This is a genomic window from Marinoscillum sp. HNIBRBA16962, from assembly GCF_057801515.1.
Window position 1 is genome coordinate 3,865,327 of record NZ_CM173603.1, and the last position, 15,476, is coordinate 3,880,802.

Here is a 15,476-nt window from a genome sequence, read left to right on the forward strand (position 1 = left end):
AATCATTTAAACCAAATGCTCAAAATAGAAAACTTACACGCCTCTATAGAAGGCAAAGAAATATTAAAAGGTATAAACCTGGAAGTAAAGCCGGGTGAGATCCATGCCATTATGGGTCCAAATGGCTCAGGTAAAAGTACACTGGCTTCTGTACTTGCCGGTAGAGAAGAATATGAAGTGGAAAGTGGGTCTATCACATACGAAAATGAGGACCTTCTCGAGCTTGCTCCGGAGGAAAGAGCCAGAAAGGGAATTTTCCTGGCTTTCCAATATCCGGTAGAAATACCCGGTGTATCTACCACAAACTTCCTGAAAACAGCTGTGAATCAGGTGCGTGAGTCCAGGGGAGAAAAAGCACTGGATGCAGTTTCTTTCTTAAAAGATATGAAAGAAAAAATGAAGCTTGTGGAAATGGATCAGGCCTTACTGAGTCGGGCATTGAACGAAGGCTTCTCAGGTGGTGAGAAAAAGCGAAATGAGATCTTTCAAATGGCCATGCTGGAGCCTAAGCTTTCCATACTGGACGAAACGGATTCCGGGCTGGATATCGATGCATTAAAAATTGTGGCCGATGGAGTCAATAAGTTAAGAAATCCAAACAACGCTACCATAGTCATCACACACTATCAGCGACTCCTGGAATATATCGTACCTGATTTTGTTCATGTGCTTTACCAGGGTAAGATTGTCAAGTCTGGTGATAAGTCACTGGCATTTGAACTGGAAGAAAAAGGTTACGACTGGATCAAAGAAGAACTCGCAACAGCATAAGACAATGAGTAGCGATAACGAATTGACTATAGACAATCAGATAGAGGCACAGTTTGTAAGTTGGCTTGAGAAACATTTTGCAGATGAGAGTGAACTGAAAAATGAGAAACTGAAAGCTATTCGCCAGTTTCATGAGATAGGTTTACCTGCAAGAAAAAGTGAAGCTTACAAATACACTCCAATCACCAGGATCCTGGAGAAGAACGTAGACTTTACAAATCTGGATGAGCCGCCTAAATGGGCGAAAGATGAATGTCAGAGTAAATTCTATGATATCAATGAAGCAAACCATCTCGTTTTTGTAAATGGTTTGTTCATTGAGGATTTCTCAGTCATTAAAAGCGCTTCATCGGATCTTGAAATCAGACTTTTGGACTCGCAGACGTATACGGAATATCCGGAAGTAAGGGAAGCACTGGGTAAAACCGGTGATCAGTCTCAGGACCCATTTGCAGCCATGAACCTCGCTTACTTCAACCAGGGTTTATTTCTAAAGGCTGCTAAAAATGCTGAAAACATACCCACTTTTATCTACCATTTTGTAGATACGGCAGATTCTGCAGTGGTTTTCTTTCCCAGAGTACTGGTTATTGGAGAAACTTCTTCTAATACCCGGATCTATGAGAAATCATTTGTCAGGGGAGAGAACAATTCGTTTTCAAACAGCATTTTTGAAGCTGAAGTAAAAGCCAATGCTTCGGTAAACTACACTAAAATACAGAACTACTCCACGAGTAGTTACGCTATTGACGGTATCTACGGTCATCAGGGGAAAGACTCGCGTTTCTATACAAACACGTTCTCATTTAAAGGTGCAGTGATCAGAAACAACATCTATGTAAGCGTGGATGACGAAAACTGTGAAGCGCATATGCATGGTTTGTATTTACTTTCCGGCAAATCTCACGTAGATAACAATACAGCCGTAGACCACAGGAAGCCAAACTCCTTCAGCAACGAGCTTTATAAGGGGGTTATCGATGAGAACGCAAGAGCCGTATTCAATGGCAGGATCTACGTGCGCCCTGATGCTCAGAAAACAAACGCATTTCAGGCAAACAACAACATTATATTGTCAGACACTGCGATAGTAAATACTAAACCTCAGCTTGAAATATGGGCTGACGATGTACAGTGCTCTCACGGATGTACCACTGGGCAGTTGGATGAAGAAGCGGTATTTTATCTCCGATCCAGGGGAATAGAAAAGAACAAGGCAAAAGCGCTAATGCTGACTGCTTTTGCAAATGAAACACTCGCTGAAGTAAAAAATGAATTGGTTAGTGAGGAAATAAAGGGCATCATTTTAAACAAGCTGGGTCAATGAGTGTAGCAGCTACCCTTTCCGTAGATTCTGTAAGAAAGCAATTTCCGGTGCTTAATCAGCAGGTCAATGGGAAGCCTTTGATCTATTTCGATAACGCCGCTACATCACAAAAGCCTAAGCGTGTAATCGACGCGCTGGTTGAATACTATACTTACAACAACGCAAACATTCACCGGGGCATCCATACACTTGCCGAGCGAGCAACGTCAGCATTTGAGGAAACACGAAAAAGGGTCCAGACATTTATCAATGCCCCTGAACCCGAAGAAATTATCTTCACAAAAGGCACGACAGACGGTATCAATCTCGTAGCCCAGGCTTATGGAAGAAAATTTCTGAAAGAAGGCGATGAGATCATTATCACCGGCATGGAGCATCATTCAAACATTGTTCCCTGGCAGATCCTCTGTGAGCAAACAGGTGCAAAGCTCAAAGTAGTGCCTGTGCTCAAAAATGGGGAAATATCGGTTGATGATTTTGAGGAGCTCCTTTCCGAAAAAACTAAGTTTGTTTCACTGGTTTATATCAGCAATACGCTTGGAACGATCAACCCGGTAAAAGAACTCATAAAAAAAGCGCATGAGGCCGGGGCAAAAGTGTTAATAGACGCTGCACAGGCTGCACCTCATGTGAGATTGGACGTCAAAGCGCTTAACTGTGACTTCCTCTCCTTCTCTTCTCACAAAATGTACGGACCTACGGGAGTAGGTGTACTGTATGGAAAAAGGGCTCTCCTTGAGAAAATGGACCCCTATCAGAGCGGTGGCGAGATGATCAGTGAAGTCTCCTTCAAAGGGACTACCTACAACGACATCCCGTACAAATTTGAAGCTGGCACTCCAAATATTGCGGATGTAGTCGCTTTTAAATCCGCTATGGAGTTCATTGAAGAAATAGGCTATGACTTCCTTCATCAGCATGAAGCTAAGCTCCTGGACCATGCCAGGGAAAGCCTCTACCCCATTGACGGGTTTGTGCCGGTAGGTATGGCTACAAACAGAGCAAGTGTCGTCTCATTTACAATTGATGGAGTACACCCATTTGACCTGGGTATGTGGCTGGATGCCAAGGGCATTGCTGTCCGAACAGGCCATCACTGTACTCAACCTTTGATGGATCATTTTGGAATTGAGGGAACAGTCAGGGCCTCCTTTGCTGTTTATAACACCGTAGAAGAAATTGACGCATTTGCCGGAGCATTAACCGAAATTGTAAAGAAGTTTAGAAGATGAGTAGTATCAGCGAAAAGGAAAATGCAATTGTGGAAGAGTTTTCCATCCTGGATGGTGATATGGAAATGACCATAAACTACATCATGGAGCTGGGAGAAGCTCTCCCTGAGATGGCTGCTGATAAGAAAACAGAAGACAATATCGTCAAAGGTTGTCAAAGTAAAGTATGGCTGACAGCAGATCTTTCCGGTGACGGCAATGTCCACTTTGAGGCCGATTCGAATACAGCCATAACCAAAGGGCTTGTAAGCTTATTGGTCCGTGTTCTTTCCGATGAAAAACCGGATACTATACTTAATGAGGAAGTCACCTTTCCTCAAAAAATAGGCATGCAGCGATTTATCGGCACGCAAAGATCTAATGGCTTTGCTGCCATGATCAAGCAAATGAAACTTTACGCACTGGCTTTAAGTTCTAAAACGCAAACCAACGCATAATATGGAAGAGCAAAAAGAACAACAAAACGCACAAACTGGCGATCTTGAACTCAAAGAAAAGGTAGTACGCGCAATCAAGCTCGTTTATGACCCTGAAATACCTGTAGATGTCTACGAGTTGGGTCTGATTTACGAGATCAATGTTTTTCCGGTCAATAACGTACACGTCCTGATGACGCTCACCTCTCCTGCGTGCCCTTCTGCTGAAGAGATACCGGGAGAAATAGAAGCCAGGATCAGGGAAATAGAAGAGGTCAACGATGTAACTGTTGAGGTAACATTTGATCCTCCCTTTACTACTGAAATGATGTCAGAAACAGCCAAGCTGGAGCTGGGCTTTATGTAAAAACTTGAAACTTTAACAGATCTTATAAACTAAAGTAAATATGTATCCTGAAGAATTAGTTGCCCCAATGAGATCCGAACTTACGGAGTTTGGATTTGAAGAATTTAAAACGCCTGAGGATGTAGAGAACCATCTGAAGGATCATAAAGGCACTACATTGCTGGTAATTAACTCAGTGTGTGGATGTGCTGCCGGAACGGCTCGCCCCGGAGTACTTGCAGGCTTGAACCTGAGTAGCAAAAAGCCGGATAACCTGGCAACCGTATTTGCCGGAGTAGATAAAGAAGCCACTGCAAAGGCACGTGAATTTACCATGCCTTTCCCGCCTTCTTCTCCATCCGTTGCATTGTTTAAAGATGGTGAATTGGTTCACTTTGTGGAAAGGCACCATATAGAGGGCCGCTCAGCGGAGATGATAGCAAATCACCTGGTAGAGGTATTTAAAGAATTCTGCTAAAAGACATTTTCTACACATTTAGAATAAAAACCGGGTCGGTAATCGATCCGGTTTTTTTTATATTTATTACACAATGGAAAATACCGCAAGATTTTTATATGTAATGATTAATCGATAAATTCTACTCATGAAATGAGCATAAGCCAAATAGCATTCCGGGACGCGTAGTCCGGGACGCGCAGTCCGGGACGCGTAGTCCAACTGAATATGAATATAAGTTTTCGGCCAAAAGCCAAAGGCTAAGAGCTAAAAGCTAAATTATATGCGCATGAAAGCCTTAATTACCGTCTTTTCCTTCCTAATCTCCACGAGTACCTGGGGGCAGCAGGATGCAAATGACTTTTTTGAGCAGGTTAATACGTTCCTGATCAACAATGTGGAATACGGTAGGATCAACTACAATGCCCTTAAGTTTAATGATCAGAATCTATCAGGCCTGATTACGCAAATAGCCGATATGAACCTGGATAATAAAAGTGATGACTTTAAGCTGGCTTTCTACATCAATGCATACAACCTGTTAGTCATTGACCAGGTCCTGGATAAGTACCCGATCAACAGCCCCATGGAGGTTCCGGGATTTTTCAAGGAAAGAAAATTTAATGTGGCGGGGGAAGAGCTCACCTTGGACCAGATTGAATTTGACAAGATTATAGCTCCATACAAAGACCCCAGAATACATTTTGCACTGGGCTGTGCGGCCAAAAGCTGTCCGTTTCTTTATGATAATGCTTTTACTCCTGAGCATGTCCAGGAGCAGCTGGAGTTTAGAGCACAGCTCATAATAGATCGCCCTAACTATGTGGATGTAAACGAAAAAAGCAGGGTAGTAACCCTTAATAAAATCTTTGACTGGTATCAGGACCAGTTTGTTGAGAAAGCCGGATCACTGATAGCCTTTGTCAATAAATACCGCTTCTATAAGGTACCGGAAAACTATACAGTTAAATTTCAGGAATACGACTGGTCACTAAACCGCCTAGAGCAATAAAAAAGCTCCACAAAGGGAGCTTTTTGATGGATAATACTCTAATTCAATTTTTATTTACCAAGCTTAATTAACGCATAGCCTAGAGATACCTGGAACATACGGTTCTTTTGCTCAAAATCTACATCGGTATCATTGATGTCATTAAGTCCGATAATATACCTGGCAGTCAGTCTGAGGCCAAATGGTGCATCCCAGCCTGCCCCTACAGCAGCACTCACATCAGCATTCTTGTAGCTGTCTTTGACATCCTCCCCATCAGCCTCTGCTGATAAAAGCATACCAAACTGAGGTCCTGCCTGAATATTTAAACCTAGTGGCAAGTAAAGTTTGGCTATCACAGGTACATCCAGATAAACAAAGTCACTTTTGAACTCCTCAGTGGCTCCACCAAAACTTTGCTCTATCGTAGATCCTTTCCTAGAGTAAAGTAATTCAGGCTGAATACCAATGTTAGCTATTTTAATCAGTCCATACACGCCAGCATGAAATCCGGTTTTGTTTTGATAGTCAAAGGTTCCGTCTGCTTCTTCTCCTTTAATGTTCGCAAAGTTCATTCCGCCTTTAAGACCCAACTCTACGCGAGCCTGACCATACGTGACCACAGCTCCCAGGCAAAGAGCCATTACCATTAGTAGTTTTTTCATTTTGATTTCGTGTTTATTGTTTTCATAAAGTAAGAAAAATTCCCGCACACCCCCAATTAAAAATCATATATCTGCTCCACAGTAACTCTTTTATAAAAACTACGTTTAGGAAATTAATATTTTATATACATTTAGGAAAATAACTAATTATACAGGCTTAAAAAGAGGTAAATGAAAGATTACCAATTAGGTGAATTTGAAGAGATCGTACTTCTCACAGTAGCCATACTACACGGAGAAGCCTACGGTGTGGCCATAAAAAAGGAGATTGTGGACCGGCTAAAGCGATCTGTCAGTGTGGGGGCATTGCAAACTGCCCTCAAGAGAATGGAGAAAAAGGGCTACCTGGAATCGACTTTTGGTGAGGCTACCTCCGTAAGGGGCGGGAAAAGAAAACGCTATTACCATGTGACTCCACTGGGTAAACAAGCCCTCGATTATGCGAAAGAAACGAGAAATCAGCTCTGGAAAGCAATACCTGAGGTGGCATTTGATTTTGAAAAGTGATGCAAAAGAATCAGTTATCTCCACCAGAGTTAGCTAACAGGCTTTTTAAATATTTCTGTAAGTCTAAATACCACGAAGAGGTCCTGGGAGACCTGGAAGAGGAGTTTGCAGAGTTATCTTTCTCTTCAGCTCTCAGCGCAAAGTTCTGGTACTACAGGCAGGTATTGAAGCTATTCAGACCCACTCTACTTAAAAAGGCAAAACCTCATAATAAAATAGAAAAAGAAACTACCATGTTTAGAAACTACATTAAAATAGGCTTCAGAAATCTGTGGAAGTACAAAGCGGGTACTCTGATCAATATAGTTGGTCTTTCCACCGGTATGGCAGCTTTTGTACTTATTGCGCTTTTCGTGACCGATGAGTACAGCTACGATCAGCATCATGAGCATGCTGAAAACATTTACCGGGTGACGGTAAAAAACTACGATGCTGAAGGCTCGGTAAGCAGGCACTGGGCGTTTGGTTCTGCCGGGCATGCAGAACGCCTGAATCAGGACTATCCTCAAATTACTCATGCCGTCCGCTTCTTTCCATGGGCCTTTCCGGACCTTCAGTATGGCGATCAAAAGTTCAGAGGGGAACCGGTAATTTTTGCTGATGAAGAAGTCTTCGATGTTTTCACGTTCCCATTTATCATCGGTGACCCGAAAACCGCTCTTAAAGACCTTTATTCTCTGGTTTTAACGGAAGAAACGGCTATTAAGATCTTTGGTAATGACTGGCAGGAGAAGGATATCCTTGGTGCGCAGGTGACCCTGTCCAGAGACGGTAATTCAGGGTCTTTTAAAATAACCGGAGTTATAGAAAATATGCCCGACCAACAGCATTTTCACTTTGACTACCTGGCCCCTATCCGGTTTATTGAAATGCTCTATGGTGAGCAGGCCATGAGTAATGTAGGGGGAAATTATAACTGGATGACCTACATACGAACCGCACCGAATACGGATATCGAAAAACTACAAAATCAGGCAAATGATGAGTTTTGGGATAAATATATGGGAACATTTTCCAGTGGAGTGAAGGCCAGAGACTACTATGATTTTGTGTTTCAGCCCATCACTGACATCCATCTTACCTCTAACCTGGAAGGTGAATACGAAACGAATGGCTCGCTGCAACAAGTCTACATATTCAGTATTGTGGGGGTATTACTGCTTCTGGTAGCCTGTGTAAACTATATGAATATAGCTACCTCCCACTATTCCAGAAGGATGAGGGAAGTGGGTGTGCGTAAAGTCATCGGTGCCCATAAAATCGCCCTGATCAAACAATTTCTTACAGAATCCACTCTGATTACAATCATATCATTCCCTGCTTGTATACTCCTGATTTACTGGGCGCTCCCCTACCTGAACAGTTTCATGGACAAAGCTTTGACTTTTCATCCCTGGGTAAACATTGAGATTTCGGGTATTTTGATCCTGTTACTTCTAGGTGTGGGCTTGTTTGCCGGGTTATATCCGGCGCTCTTTCTATCCAGGGTAAACCTCGTAAATGCCCTTAAAGGCGAGCAAACTACAAATGCTTCCAAATGGAATTTCAGGTCCTTTCTGGTAACATTTCAGTATGCGGTAACCATAGCATTGATCTTTGCAATAGCGGTGATCGAAAGCCAAATGGCATTTATCCAAAGGACTGATCCGGGGTACCAGAGAGAGCAGATCCTCAGGCTTTCTTTGCCAAGAAACGTAAATAACGAAACCTTCAAGAACGAATTATTAAGCAACCCGAATATTTTGAGCGCTTCCTACTCCAGCCGAATCCCTACCGGAAGGCTGGCGGATAGCTGGGGCTCCAGATTTTTTGCTGGTGATTCGGCTATCTCTACCAGCTTTAGGTTACCCATCGTTTCTGTAGACCCTGACTTTCTGAAAACCTATGAGATCAGCCTCTTAGCCGGTGAAAATTTCAGGGAAGGAATGGAAACAAAGCTAAACAGTGACTCCATACCGCCAGCTAACTACATCATCAATATGGCAGCAGTAAAAGCTTTTGGTTACAGCTCTGCCCAGGAGATTATTGGGATGAAACTGGAATATGGGAACACACAAGGGAGAATTATAGGGGTGATGGAAGATTTTCATTTTGAATCGATGCACAGCCCTATTGTACCAATGCTAATCATGTATGTAAATAATTACCGTAGGATTAGTCTGAAATTAAAAGAAGGTGATATACGCAACACGCTCAATCACATAGAAAAAATATATGCTTCTTTTGATCCGGAGGGTACGGCAAACTACCGCTTTGTTAATGAGCTTTTTAATGAGCAATACGAACAGGAGCAAAGGCTAAGCACCATGATTAAGGTTTTTGCTGTCATAGCCATTCTCATCGGGTGTCTTGGGCTAATCGGAATGGTAGGTTTTATCATTGAAACCAAGATCAAAGAAATAGGTGTGAGAAAAGTTCTGGGAGCTTCTACAGGCAACATCTGGATGCTTATTAGTAACCGGTTCCTCATACTCATATCGGTTGCTTTTATCATTGCTTTACCAATTGCCTATTGGTTTATGAGTCAATGGCTTGAAAACTTTGTATACCGGACCGCTATTTCTTTTTGGATTATACTTTTACCGGTAATAGCAGCTACGGTTCTTACCCTTTTAGCAATAAGCTACCAGACAATAAAAGCAACGATGATCAACCCGGTGGAATGTCTTAAAGATGAGTAGATATAAAAAAACCCCGACTGAAACGTCGGGGTCCGTGTTCATCTTCAGATTTGTAAAACCAACCTAACCTAAAATAACTCATGAAGATGAATAACTCATGCTATGAAAAAACTCAAAACAAAGATTCAGGATTTTCACCAATTATCACCTCAAAAATCGGTGACTTGCCCGAATCTTTCGATGATCGGGAACAAAGCTTGTGCCAAACTAGAAATAAGCGTCTATAGTCATCTGATTATGCACCTTCCCATCTCGCACCAAAACCATTGAATTTACGGGAATAGTTTGCCATCCAGGTTCGTTACTAAGGGGTTCTGAGCTAATGATTACAGCTTTTTCGCCTTCTCCCGGATCTTTCATATAACAGATCCCATCCTCACATACATATTTTCTGCCAAGGTTGAAGTAGAGAGAGTCGGCATGTTCCGGCACATCGGTGGTAAAACGAACAGCCAGGGCCATACTGCCATCAGTAACGACAATATTAAGATAGCACTTTTCGCCCGGTGCATACACTTCAACTAACTTAACAACCTTTCTGATGGCTGCCATCATAGAGGTGGCAAGCCTATCGGTAGTTTCCATATCCGGTCGTTCTAAAAATTCACTGAGAAACAGCCCAAAAAAGTGCTCTGAATCAGTAGAACCTTTGATATGCTTAAAAACCTCATCAGGCAATAGGTTGAGGAGTGGTCGGCGAATCTCCGGGAAGCCTCCGATATCTCCATTGTGCATAAATCCATATTTCCCCCATTTAAAAGGATGACAGTTTGCTTCTGACACACTCAGGCTCTGGGTAGCAGCTCGTACATGCGCCAGGATACACCCTGAAACAACCATTTTACTTAACTCTCTTAAATTGTTGTTGCTCCAGGCAGGGCTAATGGATTTGAAGAGGGCTGGCTCATCAGACAGCTCCGGATTATACCAGGCTAAGCCAAAACCGTCCCCATTCAGAGGTTCTTCACGTTCCTGAGCCCCATAACTTTGATGAATAAGCGAATGTTTGGGCTCAATAATAAGGGAGCTGATCCTGATCGGCTTGCCCTGGTAGAAGGTAAAGCGGCACATTTTATAGATACTAGCCACTTAAATTAACAATTTTCGATGAATAAAAGATATTAAAGTACTAACCAAGGAAATAAAACCTCAATCACCAAGGCATAATTGGATCAAATAACTTACATTTGAGAACTTAACTAAAGATTTAAAATTACATCATGCACAAATTGAAATTCGTAAAACTGCTTGCCTTAGTTTTCGTTGCCTTTAGTTTAATTTTTGTAACCTCTTGTAACAAAGGAGGTGATGATGGACCTTCCGCACAGGAAGAACTGATCGACTTGCTCCATGGAAACACCTTCACAGCAACAGCTGCCTCTTCATTGGAAAATGTAGAAGGGGTTACGGTCAGTGAAGTTTCCATAAGTTTTTCCGGCGATGCCTCAATGACCTTCACACTGACTGGCGGAGATATAAATACTCACGCGGCCACCGGAGGTTCATTTGCAATTGCTGAGGATGGTACCCTAAGTGGGCTTACCGTAGATCCAGCAACTGACAGGTCAGCTACTGCTACTTCTATAAACTATGACTCAGGAGCAGGGACAATTACCATTGTTTTCTCTACTGAGGAATCTACAGCACGTATTAGTGGTGTAGGAAAATTCACCTTAGTTTTTTCAGTAGGATAAGGTTTTAAAACAATCTTTTTATAAGAAAGCTGTTCTGATAGGAACAGCTTTTTTCATTTAATGCTTCTTTGAAAAAATCAACTCTGCACACTAAAGTGTCTTTCCCTGATAAAATAATTGATGTTCTATCCATTGATTGCCTCATTTTTGGTTTTAACTCCTCTGACCTGAATGTATTATTAGTAAAACATGGCGAAGGGATCAGTGAAGGTAAGTGGGCATTGCCCGGAGGCTGGATTAAGTACAATGAGGGACTGGATGATGCAGCCTACCGAATCTTATCTGCACTTACAGGAATTCAGGATATTTTCCTGGAACAGTTAAAAGCGTTTGGAGAGGTGGATCGATATCCTAATAAGCGCGTAATAACCGTCGCATACTATTCGCTGGTTAAACCTGAAGAGTATGAGATCATACCGGGCTTCACCGCCTCAGATGCCAGGTGGTTTAAACTAGGTGAGATCCCCACCCTGCCCTATGACCATAACGCCATTTTGAATCATAGTCTGGATCACCTCAGACACATAGTAAAACACGAACCCATCGGATTCAACCTGCTCCCCGAAAAGTTTACACTCCTGCAGCTTCAGCAGCTCTATGAATCTATTCTGGGAATAAAACTGGATAAGCCCAACTTCCGACGGAAATTCCTCAAAATGAAACTACTGATCGATTGTAAAGAAAAGCAAAAAGAAGTGGCACATAGGGCTGCCAACCTATACCGCTTTGATGAAGCCGTATACAACCGGTTAAAAGAAGAGGGCTTCAATTTTGAATTTTAGAAGCCCTCTGTATAAAAATATGAAGAAGTAATTGTGTACTTAGATACAGTTATTGATCAGGTTTTCGAAAAGTTCCTGCTTACCACTAGCCATTTTTGGCTCACCATTAGCAATTGCAATCTCCCTAAGGTCTTCCATGGTCAGCTTTCCATCCTCAAATGCTTTTCCTTTGCCTGAATCAAAAGAAGCATAACGCTCCTCTCTCAGTTTTTTATACGCAGTGCTGCCCAATACCCTATCGGCAATCTCAAGTGAACGGGCAAACACATCCATTCCACCAATATGCGCATGGAATATATCGTCCAGGTCTGTGGAGTTTCTCCGTGTTTTCGCATCAAAGTTGATTCCCCCACCCTGGATTCCTCCGGATTCTAAAATCACAAGAAATGCTTCAGTCACTTCAAATAAATTATTTGGGAATTGATCGGTATCCCATCCATTTTGGTAGTCACCACGGTTAGCATCAATGCTGCCCAGCATTCCTGCATCCGCAGCTACCTGTAGCTCATGCTGGAAGGTATGACTCGCCAGTGTAGCGTGGTTTACCTCAATGTTTAGCTTAAAATCTTTATCCAAACCATACTCTCGAAGGAAACCAACCACTGTAGCCGCATCAAAATCATACTGGTGTTTGGTAGGCTCCATTGGTTTTGGCTCCACAAAGAAGTTTCCTTTGAATCCATTTTTTCGAGCATAGTCTTTAGCCATATGCAGGAATTGAGCAAGATGATCCAGTTCACGCTTCATTTTAGTATTGAGCAGGGACATGTAACCTTCCCGTCCTCCCCAGAATACGTAGTTTTCGCCATTTAGCTTTATGGTAGCATCGAGAGCATTTTTCACCTGGGTACCTGCATGGGCCAAAACATTGAAGTCAGGGTTGGTAGAAGCTCCATTCATGTATCTGGGGTTTTCAAAAAGGTTTGCAGTTCCCCAAAGCAACTTCACTCCTGTATCATCCATATACTGCTTCGCATAGTCAGTGATGGTTTCAAGCCTTGACTCAGACTCAGCAATGGTGGAGCCCTCTTCAATCAGATCAAAATCATGAAAGCAGAAATATGGCAACCCTAGTTTACCAAGAAACTCAAATGCTGCATCCATCTTCTCTTTTGCCCGTGAGACGGCATCAGATGCAGTACTCCATGGGTAATTTTTAGTGCCAGCGCCAAATGGATCGCCTCCATCATTGCAGAAGGTATGCCAGTAAGCACAAGCAAACTTAAAGTGCTCTTTCATGGTCTTACCAGCCACTACTTTGTTTTCATCATAGTACTTAAAGGCAAATGGGTTATCTGACTCAGGTCCCTCATACTTTACCTTTCCGATACCTTTAAAGTATTCTTTTTCTCCTGTACTCATTCTTTATGGTTATTAATTGTCAATGTTTGATTTGTCTTTCCAATGCATTTTTCCACTCCTGGTATGTGGCTTCATATTTTTGCTGCAACTTGACGTCCGGCTCAAAGGAACCAAGACATTCCAACCCGGCAAAAGCTTCATCTCTGGAAGTATAAAGCCCCGCTCCCAGCGCAGCACCTCTGGCGGCCCCTTCGGCTCCATCCGTATCATAAAGCTCCAAATTGGCTCCTACTGTATTTACAAAGGCTTCCCGAAATACAGGACTTAAAAACATATTGGCTTTACCTGCACGGATCGTTTTACCCGCTACCCCAATTTCATTCAACACATCAAACCCGTAGCGCAAGGCAAAAACAATACCCTCCTGTGCAGCGCGGTAAATGTGTTTATTCTGATGACGGTTAAAGTCCAGTCCGGCCATTGTGGCTTTTGGATACTTGTTTTTTAAAACCCGCTCAGCTCCATTTCCAAATGGGAAAAACCTGAGCCCTTCAGCTCCCACAGGCACTTCAGCCGCCAGGGTATTCATTTCATCATATGAGTAAGTTCCGGCACCAACTGTCTTACGTAACCAGCTATTCAGGATTCCGGTACCGTTAACACAAAGCAGGATACCATTTCTTGGCTGCTCCTCCGTATCACTTACATGCAAAAACGTATTTACCCGAAATGCTTTATCTCCGATGTTTCGGTCCGTCACTGCATAGATAACTCCTGAAGTTCCTGCTGTGGCAGCTACTTCTCCTGTATTCAGTACATTGAGAGAAAATGCATTATTTGGTTGGTCTCCTGCCCGGTACGAAATGGGCGTACCCGCTGAGATACCTGTTTCACCTGCAATGCTTTCGGAAACTCCACTTTGTAAGCCAAATGTAGGAACCAAGTCAGGGACTGTACGTTCGGAAATACCATATTCTTTTAGTAGTTCCCATGAAATAGCTCGTTTTTTAAAATCCCAGAAAACCCCTTCTGACAAACCTGAAGCAGTGGTGTTGACCTGACCGGAAAGCTTGTAAGCAATATAGTCACCCGGTAGCATGAAGTGTGTAACCTTCCTGAAAGTATCGGGTTCATTTTCCTGCACCCATTTCAATTTAGAAGCTGTGAAATTTCCAGGAGAATTCAATAAACTCTCCGTACAATAAGAGGCTCCCAAGGCTTCAAACCCTCTATCTCCTACCTCTACAGCCCGGCTGTCACACCAAATAATAGAAGGACGCAACACGTCTCCCTTTTCATCCAGGATAACCAGTCCATGCATCTGGTAGGAGATCCCTATGCTTTTGATAGCACTCGCCGATATGGATGTACTAGATAATACCTTTTTATATGCTGCTAAAAATGACTCCCACCAGGTATCCGGATCCTGCTCCGCCCAGCCGGGTTCAGGAGCGCTGATCTCCAGCTCACTCTCCGGGTGAAACGCAGACCCAACACTTTTACCTGTTTTTATGTCCAGAACGGATACTTTAACAGATGAACTCCCTACGTCAATTCCGAGTGAATACATTTAATGTCGTTTAGAAGAAATATTCCATAAAGATATTAACTTATAGTCAAAAATACTATAAGCATGTTGTTATTTTTTATGATAGCTGGATTCATCAAAGTTAGACAGAATAGTTTTCTATACTTTTACAGCTGGTTTTTTCAAAATCTAAACTGATTTTGCAGCACACAAGTCAACAATTTGTAGATCTAAGAGACGAAAAAGCTTTTGAATCCATTTTCAAGAGTCACTATAGTCAGTTGGCTTCTTTTGCTTATCAATACGTAAGGGATGATGAGATCGCTGAAGAGCTCGTACAGGAGATGTTTAGCAACCTGTGGAGCAATGCTGAGAAAATATCCATTCGAACTTCTCTGAAGTCTTACTTATTCGGGGCGGTGAGGAATGCCTGTCTGAACTTCCTGAAACACGAGAAAGTAAAGCAAGCTCATGCAGATCATCAGCTAAGGACTTCCCCCAGCTCTGACCAAACCAATTTTCTGGAATTGGATGAGCTGAAGGAACGCATAGATGAAGCTATGCAACTTATACCTGAGAAATGCCGGGAGATCTTTGAAATGAGTAGGTATGAAGGAAAAAAATATCAGGAGATAGCTGATGAACTGAGCTTATCAATCAAAACAGTTGAAAACCAAATGGGTAAAGCATTGAAAATACTGAGAGAAGAGCTAAAAGACTACCTGATTCTGATCGTCTGGTTTATGATGCATGGGGGTAAATTTTAAGTTGGTTGTC

General features: G+C 42.5%; 16 protein-coding genes. 12 read left to right on the forward strand and 4 right to left on the reverse strand.

Annotated elements, in window-relative coordinates:
- Positions 1-15: 15 nt before the first annotated feature.
- The 7 genes from sufC (at position 16) to AC3E9V_RS16015 (ending at position 5,561) form a co-directional block, all read left to right on the forward strand.
- Positions 16-771 (forward strand): Fe-S cluster assembly ATPase SufC, encoded by a 756-nt coding sequence (gene sufC / locus AC3E9V_RS15985; protein ID WP_488749138.1) that lies wholly within the window; start codon positions 16-18, stop codon positions 769-771.
- A 4-nt stretch (positions 772-775) separates the two neighbouring features.
- Positions 776-2,098, forward strand: coding sequence for a Fe-S cluster assembly protein SufD (sufD, locus tag AC3E9V_RS15990; protein WP_488749139.1), 1,323 nt, complete (start codon positions 776-778; stop codon positions 2,096-2,098).
- On the forward strand, positions 2,095-3,330 hold the full coding sequence (locus AC3E9V_RS15995) for an aminotransferase class V-fold PLP-dependent enzyme (RefSeq protein WP_488749140.1): 1,236 nt from the start codon (positions 2,095-2,097) through the stop codon (positions 3,328-3,330). Before sufD ends, AC3E9V_RS15995 begins: the two co-directional genes overlap by 4 nt.
- Positions 3,327-3,767, forward strand: a complete 441-nt coding sequence (locus AC3E9V_RS16000; RefSeq protein WP_488749141.1) for a SufE family protein — start codon at positions 3,327-3,329, stop codon at positions 3,765-3,767. The genes AC3E9V_RS15995 and AC3E9V_RS16000 overlap by 4 nt, the downstream gene beginning before the upstream one ends.
- Position 3,768: 1 nt before the next feature.
- On the forward strand, positions 3,769-4,113 hold the full coding sequence (locus AC3E9V_RS16005) for an iron-sulfur cluster assembly protein (RefSeq protein ID WP_488749142.1): 345 nt from the start codon (positions 3,769-3,771) through the stop codon (positions 4,111-4,113).
- 40 nt (positions 4,114-4,153) lie between these two features.
- The gene (locus AC3E9V_RS16010) at positions 4,154-4,570 is read left to right on the forward strand and encodes a BrxA/BrxB family bacilliredoxin (RefSeq protein ID WP_488749143.1); all 417 of its coding nucleotides are present in this window, start codon (positions 4,154-4,156) and stop codon (positions 4,568-4,570) included.
- Between the two features lie 268 nt (positions 4,571-4,838).
- On the forward strand, positions 4,839-5,561 hold the full coding sequence (locus tag AC3E9V_RS16015) for a DUF547 domain-containing protein (protein ID WP_488749144.1): 723 nt from the start codon (positions 4,839-4,841) through the stop codon (positions 5,559-5,561).
- Positions 5,562-5,611: 50 nt separating this feature from the next.
- Here the strand turns inward: AC3E9V_RS16015 and AC3E9V_RS16020 are convergent, their stop codons facing one another.
- Complete coding sequence (locus tag AC3E9V_RS16020; RefSeq protein WP_488749145.1) at positions 5,612-6,205, reverse strand: porin family protein; 594 nt, start codon at positions 6,203-6,205, stop codon at positions 5,612-5,614.
- A gap of 171 nt (positions 6,206-6,376) precedes the next feature.
- On the opposite strand from AC3E9V_RS16020, the gene AC3E9V_RS16025 reads away from it, so the two are divergent.
- Positions 6,377-6,712, forward strand: coding sequence for a PadR family transcriptional regulator (locus tag AC3E9V_RS16025; RefSeq protein ID WP_488749146.1), 336 nt, complete (start codon positions 6,377-6,379; stop codon positions 6,710-6,712).
- A complete protein-coding gene (locus AC3E9V_RS16030; protein WP_488749147.1) occupies positions 6,712-9,393 on the forward strand; it encodes an ABC transporter permease in 2,682 nt (893 codons plus the stop codon). The genes AC3E9V_RS16025 and AC3E9V_RS16030 overlap by 1 nt, the downstream gene beginning before the upstream one ends.
- Before the next feature lie 207 nt (positions 9,394-9,600).
- On the opposite strand, the gene AC3E9V_RS16035 is transcribed toward AC3E9V_RS16030, so the two are convergent.
- The gene (locus AC3E9V_RS16035) at positions 9,601-10,482 is read right to left on the reverse strand and encodes a class II glutamine amidotransferase (protein ID WP_488749148.1); all 882 of its coding nucleotides are present in this window, start codon (positions 10,480-10,482) and stop codon (positions 9,601-9,603) included.
- Positions 10,483-10,613: 131 nt separating this feature from the next.
- Here AC3E9V_RS16035 and AC3E9V_RS16040 point away from each other — a divergent pair, with 131 nt between their 5' ends.
- Together AC3E9V_RS16040 and AC3E9V_RS16045 are read left to right on the forward strand one after the other, a co-directional pair.
- The gene (locus AC3E9V_RS16040) at positions 10,614-11,087 is read left to right on the forward strand and encodes a hypothetical protein (RefSeq protein ID WP_488749149.1); all 474 of its coding nucleotides are present in this window, start codon (positions 10,614-10,616) and stop codon (positions 11,085-11,087) included.
- Between the two features lie 68 nt (positions 11,088-11,155).
- Positions 11,156-11,869, forward strand: a complete 714-nt coding sequence (locus AC3E9V_RS16045) for an NUDIX hydrolase (RefSeq protein ID WP_488749150.1) — start codon at positions 11,156-11,158, stop codon at positions 11,867-11,869.
- Positions 11,870-11,908: 39 nt separating this feature from the next.
- Here the strand turns inward: AC3E9V_RS16045 and xylA are convergent, their stop codons facing one another.
- A complete protein-coding gene (xylA, locus tag AC3E9V_RS16050) occupies positions 11,909-13,231 on the reverse strand; it encodes a xylose isomerase (protein ID WP_488749151.1) in 1,323 nt (440 codons plus the stop codon).
- Positions 13,232-13,250: 19 nt separating this feature from the next.
- The gene (locus tag AC3E9V_RS16055) at positions 13,251-14,741 is read right to left on the reverse strand and encodes a xylulokinase (protein ID WP_488749152.1); all 1,491 of its coding nucleotides are present in this window, start codon (positions 14,739-14,741) and stop codon (positions 13,251-13,253) included.
- A 158-nt stretch (positions 14,742-14,899) separates the two neighbouring features.
- On the opposite strand from AC3E9V_RS16055, the gene AC3E9V_RS16060 reads away from it, so the two are divergent.
- Positions 14,900-15,466 (forward strand): RNA polymerase sigma-70 factor, encoded by a 567-nt coding sequence (locus tag AC3E9V_RS16060; RefSeq protein WP_488749153.1) that lies wholly within the window; start codon positions 14,900-14,902, stop codon positions 15,464-15,466.
- Positions 15,467-15,476 lie beyond the last annotated feature (10 nt).

Coding starts and splice junctions, on each gene's coding strand:
- sufC (WP_488749138.1), top strand. CDS start 16: ATGCTCAAAATAGAAAACTTACACGCCTCTATAGAAGGCAAAGAAATA.
- sufD (WP_488749139.1), top strand. CDS start 776: ATGAGTAGCGATAACGAATTGACTATAGACAATCAGATAGAGGCACAG.
- AC3E9V_RS15995 (WP_488749140.1), top strand. CDS start 2,095: ATGAGTGTAGCAGCTACCCTTTCCGTAGATTCTGTAAGAAAGCAATTT.
- AC3E9V_RS16000 (WP_488749141.1), top strand. CDS start 3,327: ATGAGTAGTATCAGCGAAAAGGAAAATGCAATTGTGGAAGAGTTTTCC.
- AC3E9V_RS16005 (WP_488749142.1), top strand. CDS start 3,769: ATGGAAGAGCAAAAAGAACAACAAAACGCACAAACTGGCGATCTTGAA.
- AC3E9V_RS16010 (WP_488749143.1), top strand. CDS start 4,154: ATGTATCCTGAAGAATTAGTTGCCCCAATGAGATCCGAACTTACGGAG.
- AC3E9V_RS16015 (WP_488749144.1), top strand. CDS start 4,839: ATGAAAGCCTTAATTACCGTCTTTTCCTTCCTAATCTCCACGAGTACC.
- AC3E9V_RS16020 (WP_488749145.1), bottom strand. CDS start 6,205: ATGAAAAAACTACTAATGGTAATGGCTCTTTGCCTGGGAGCTGTGGTC.
- AC3E9V_RS16025 (WP_488749146.1), top strand. CDS start 6,377: ATGAAAGATTACCAATTAGGTGAATTTGAAGAGATCGTACTTCTCACA.
- AC3E9V_RS16030 (WP_488749147.1), top strand. CDS start 6,712: ATGCAAAAGAATCAGTTATCTCCACCAGAGTTAGCTAACAGGCTTTTT.
- AC3E9V_RS16040 (WP_488749149.1), top strand. CDS start 10,614: ATGCACAAATTGAAATTCGTAAAACTGCTTGCCTTAGTTTTCGTTGCC.
- xylA (WP_488749151.1), bottom strand. CDS start 13,231: ATGAGTACAGGAGAAAAAGAATACTTTAAAGGTATCGGAAAGGTAAAG.
- AC3E9V_RS16055 (WP_488749152.1), bottom strand. CDS start 14,741: ATGTATTCACTCGGAATTGACGTAGGGAGTTCATCTGTTAAAGTATCC.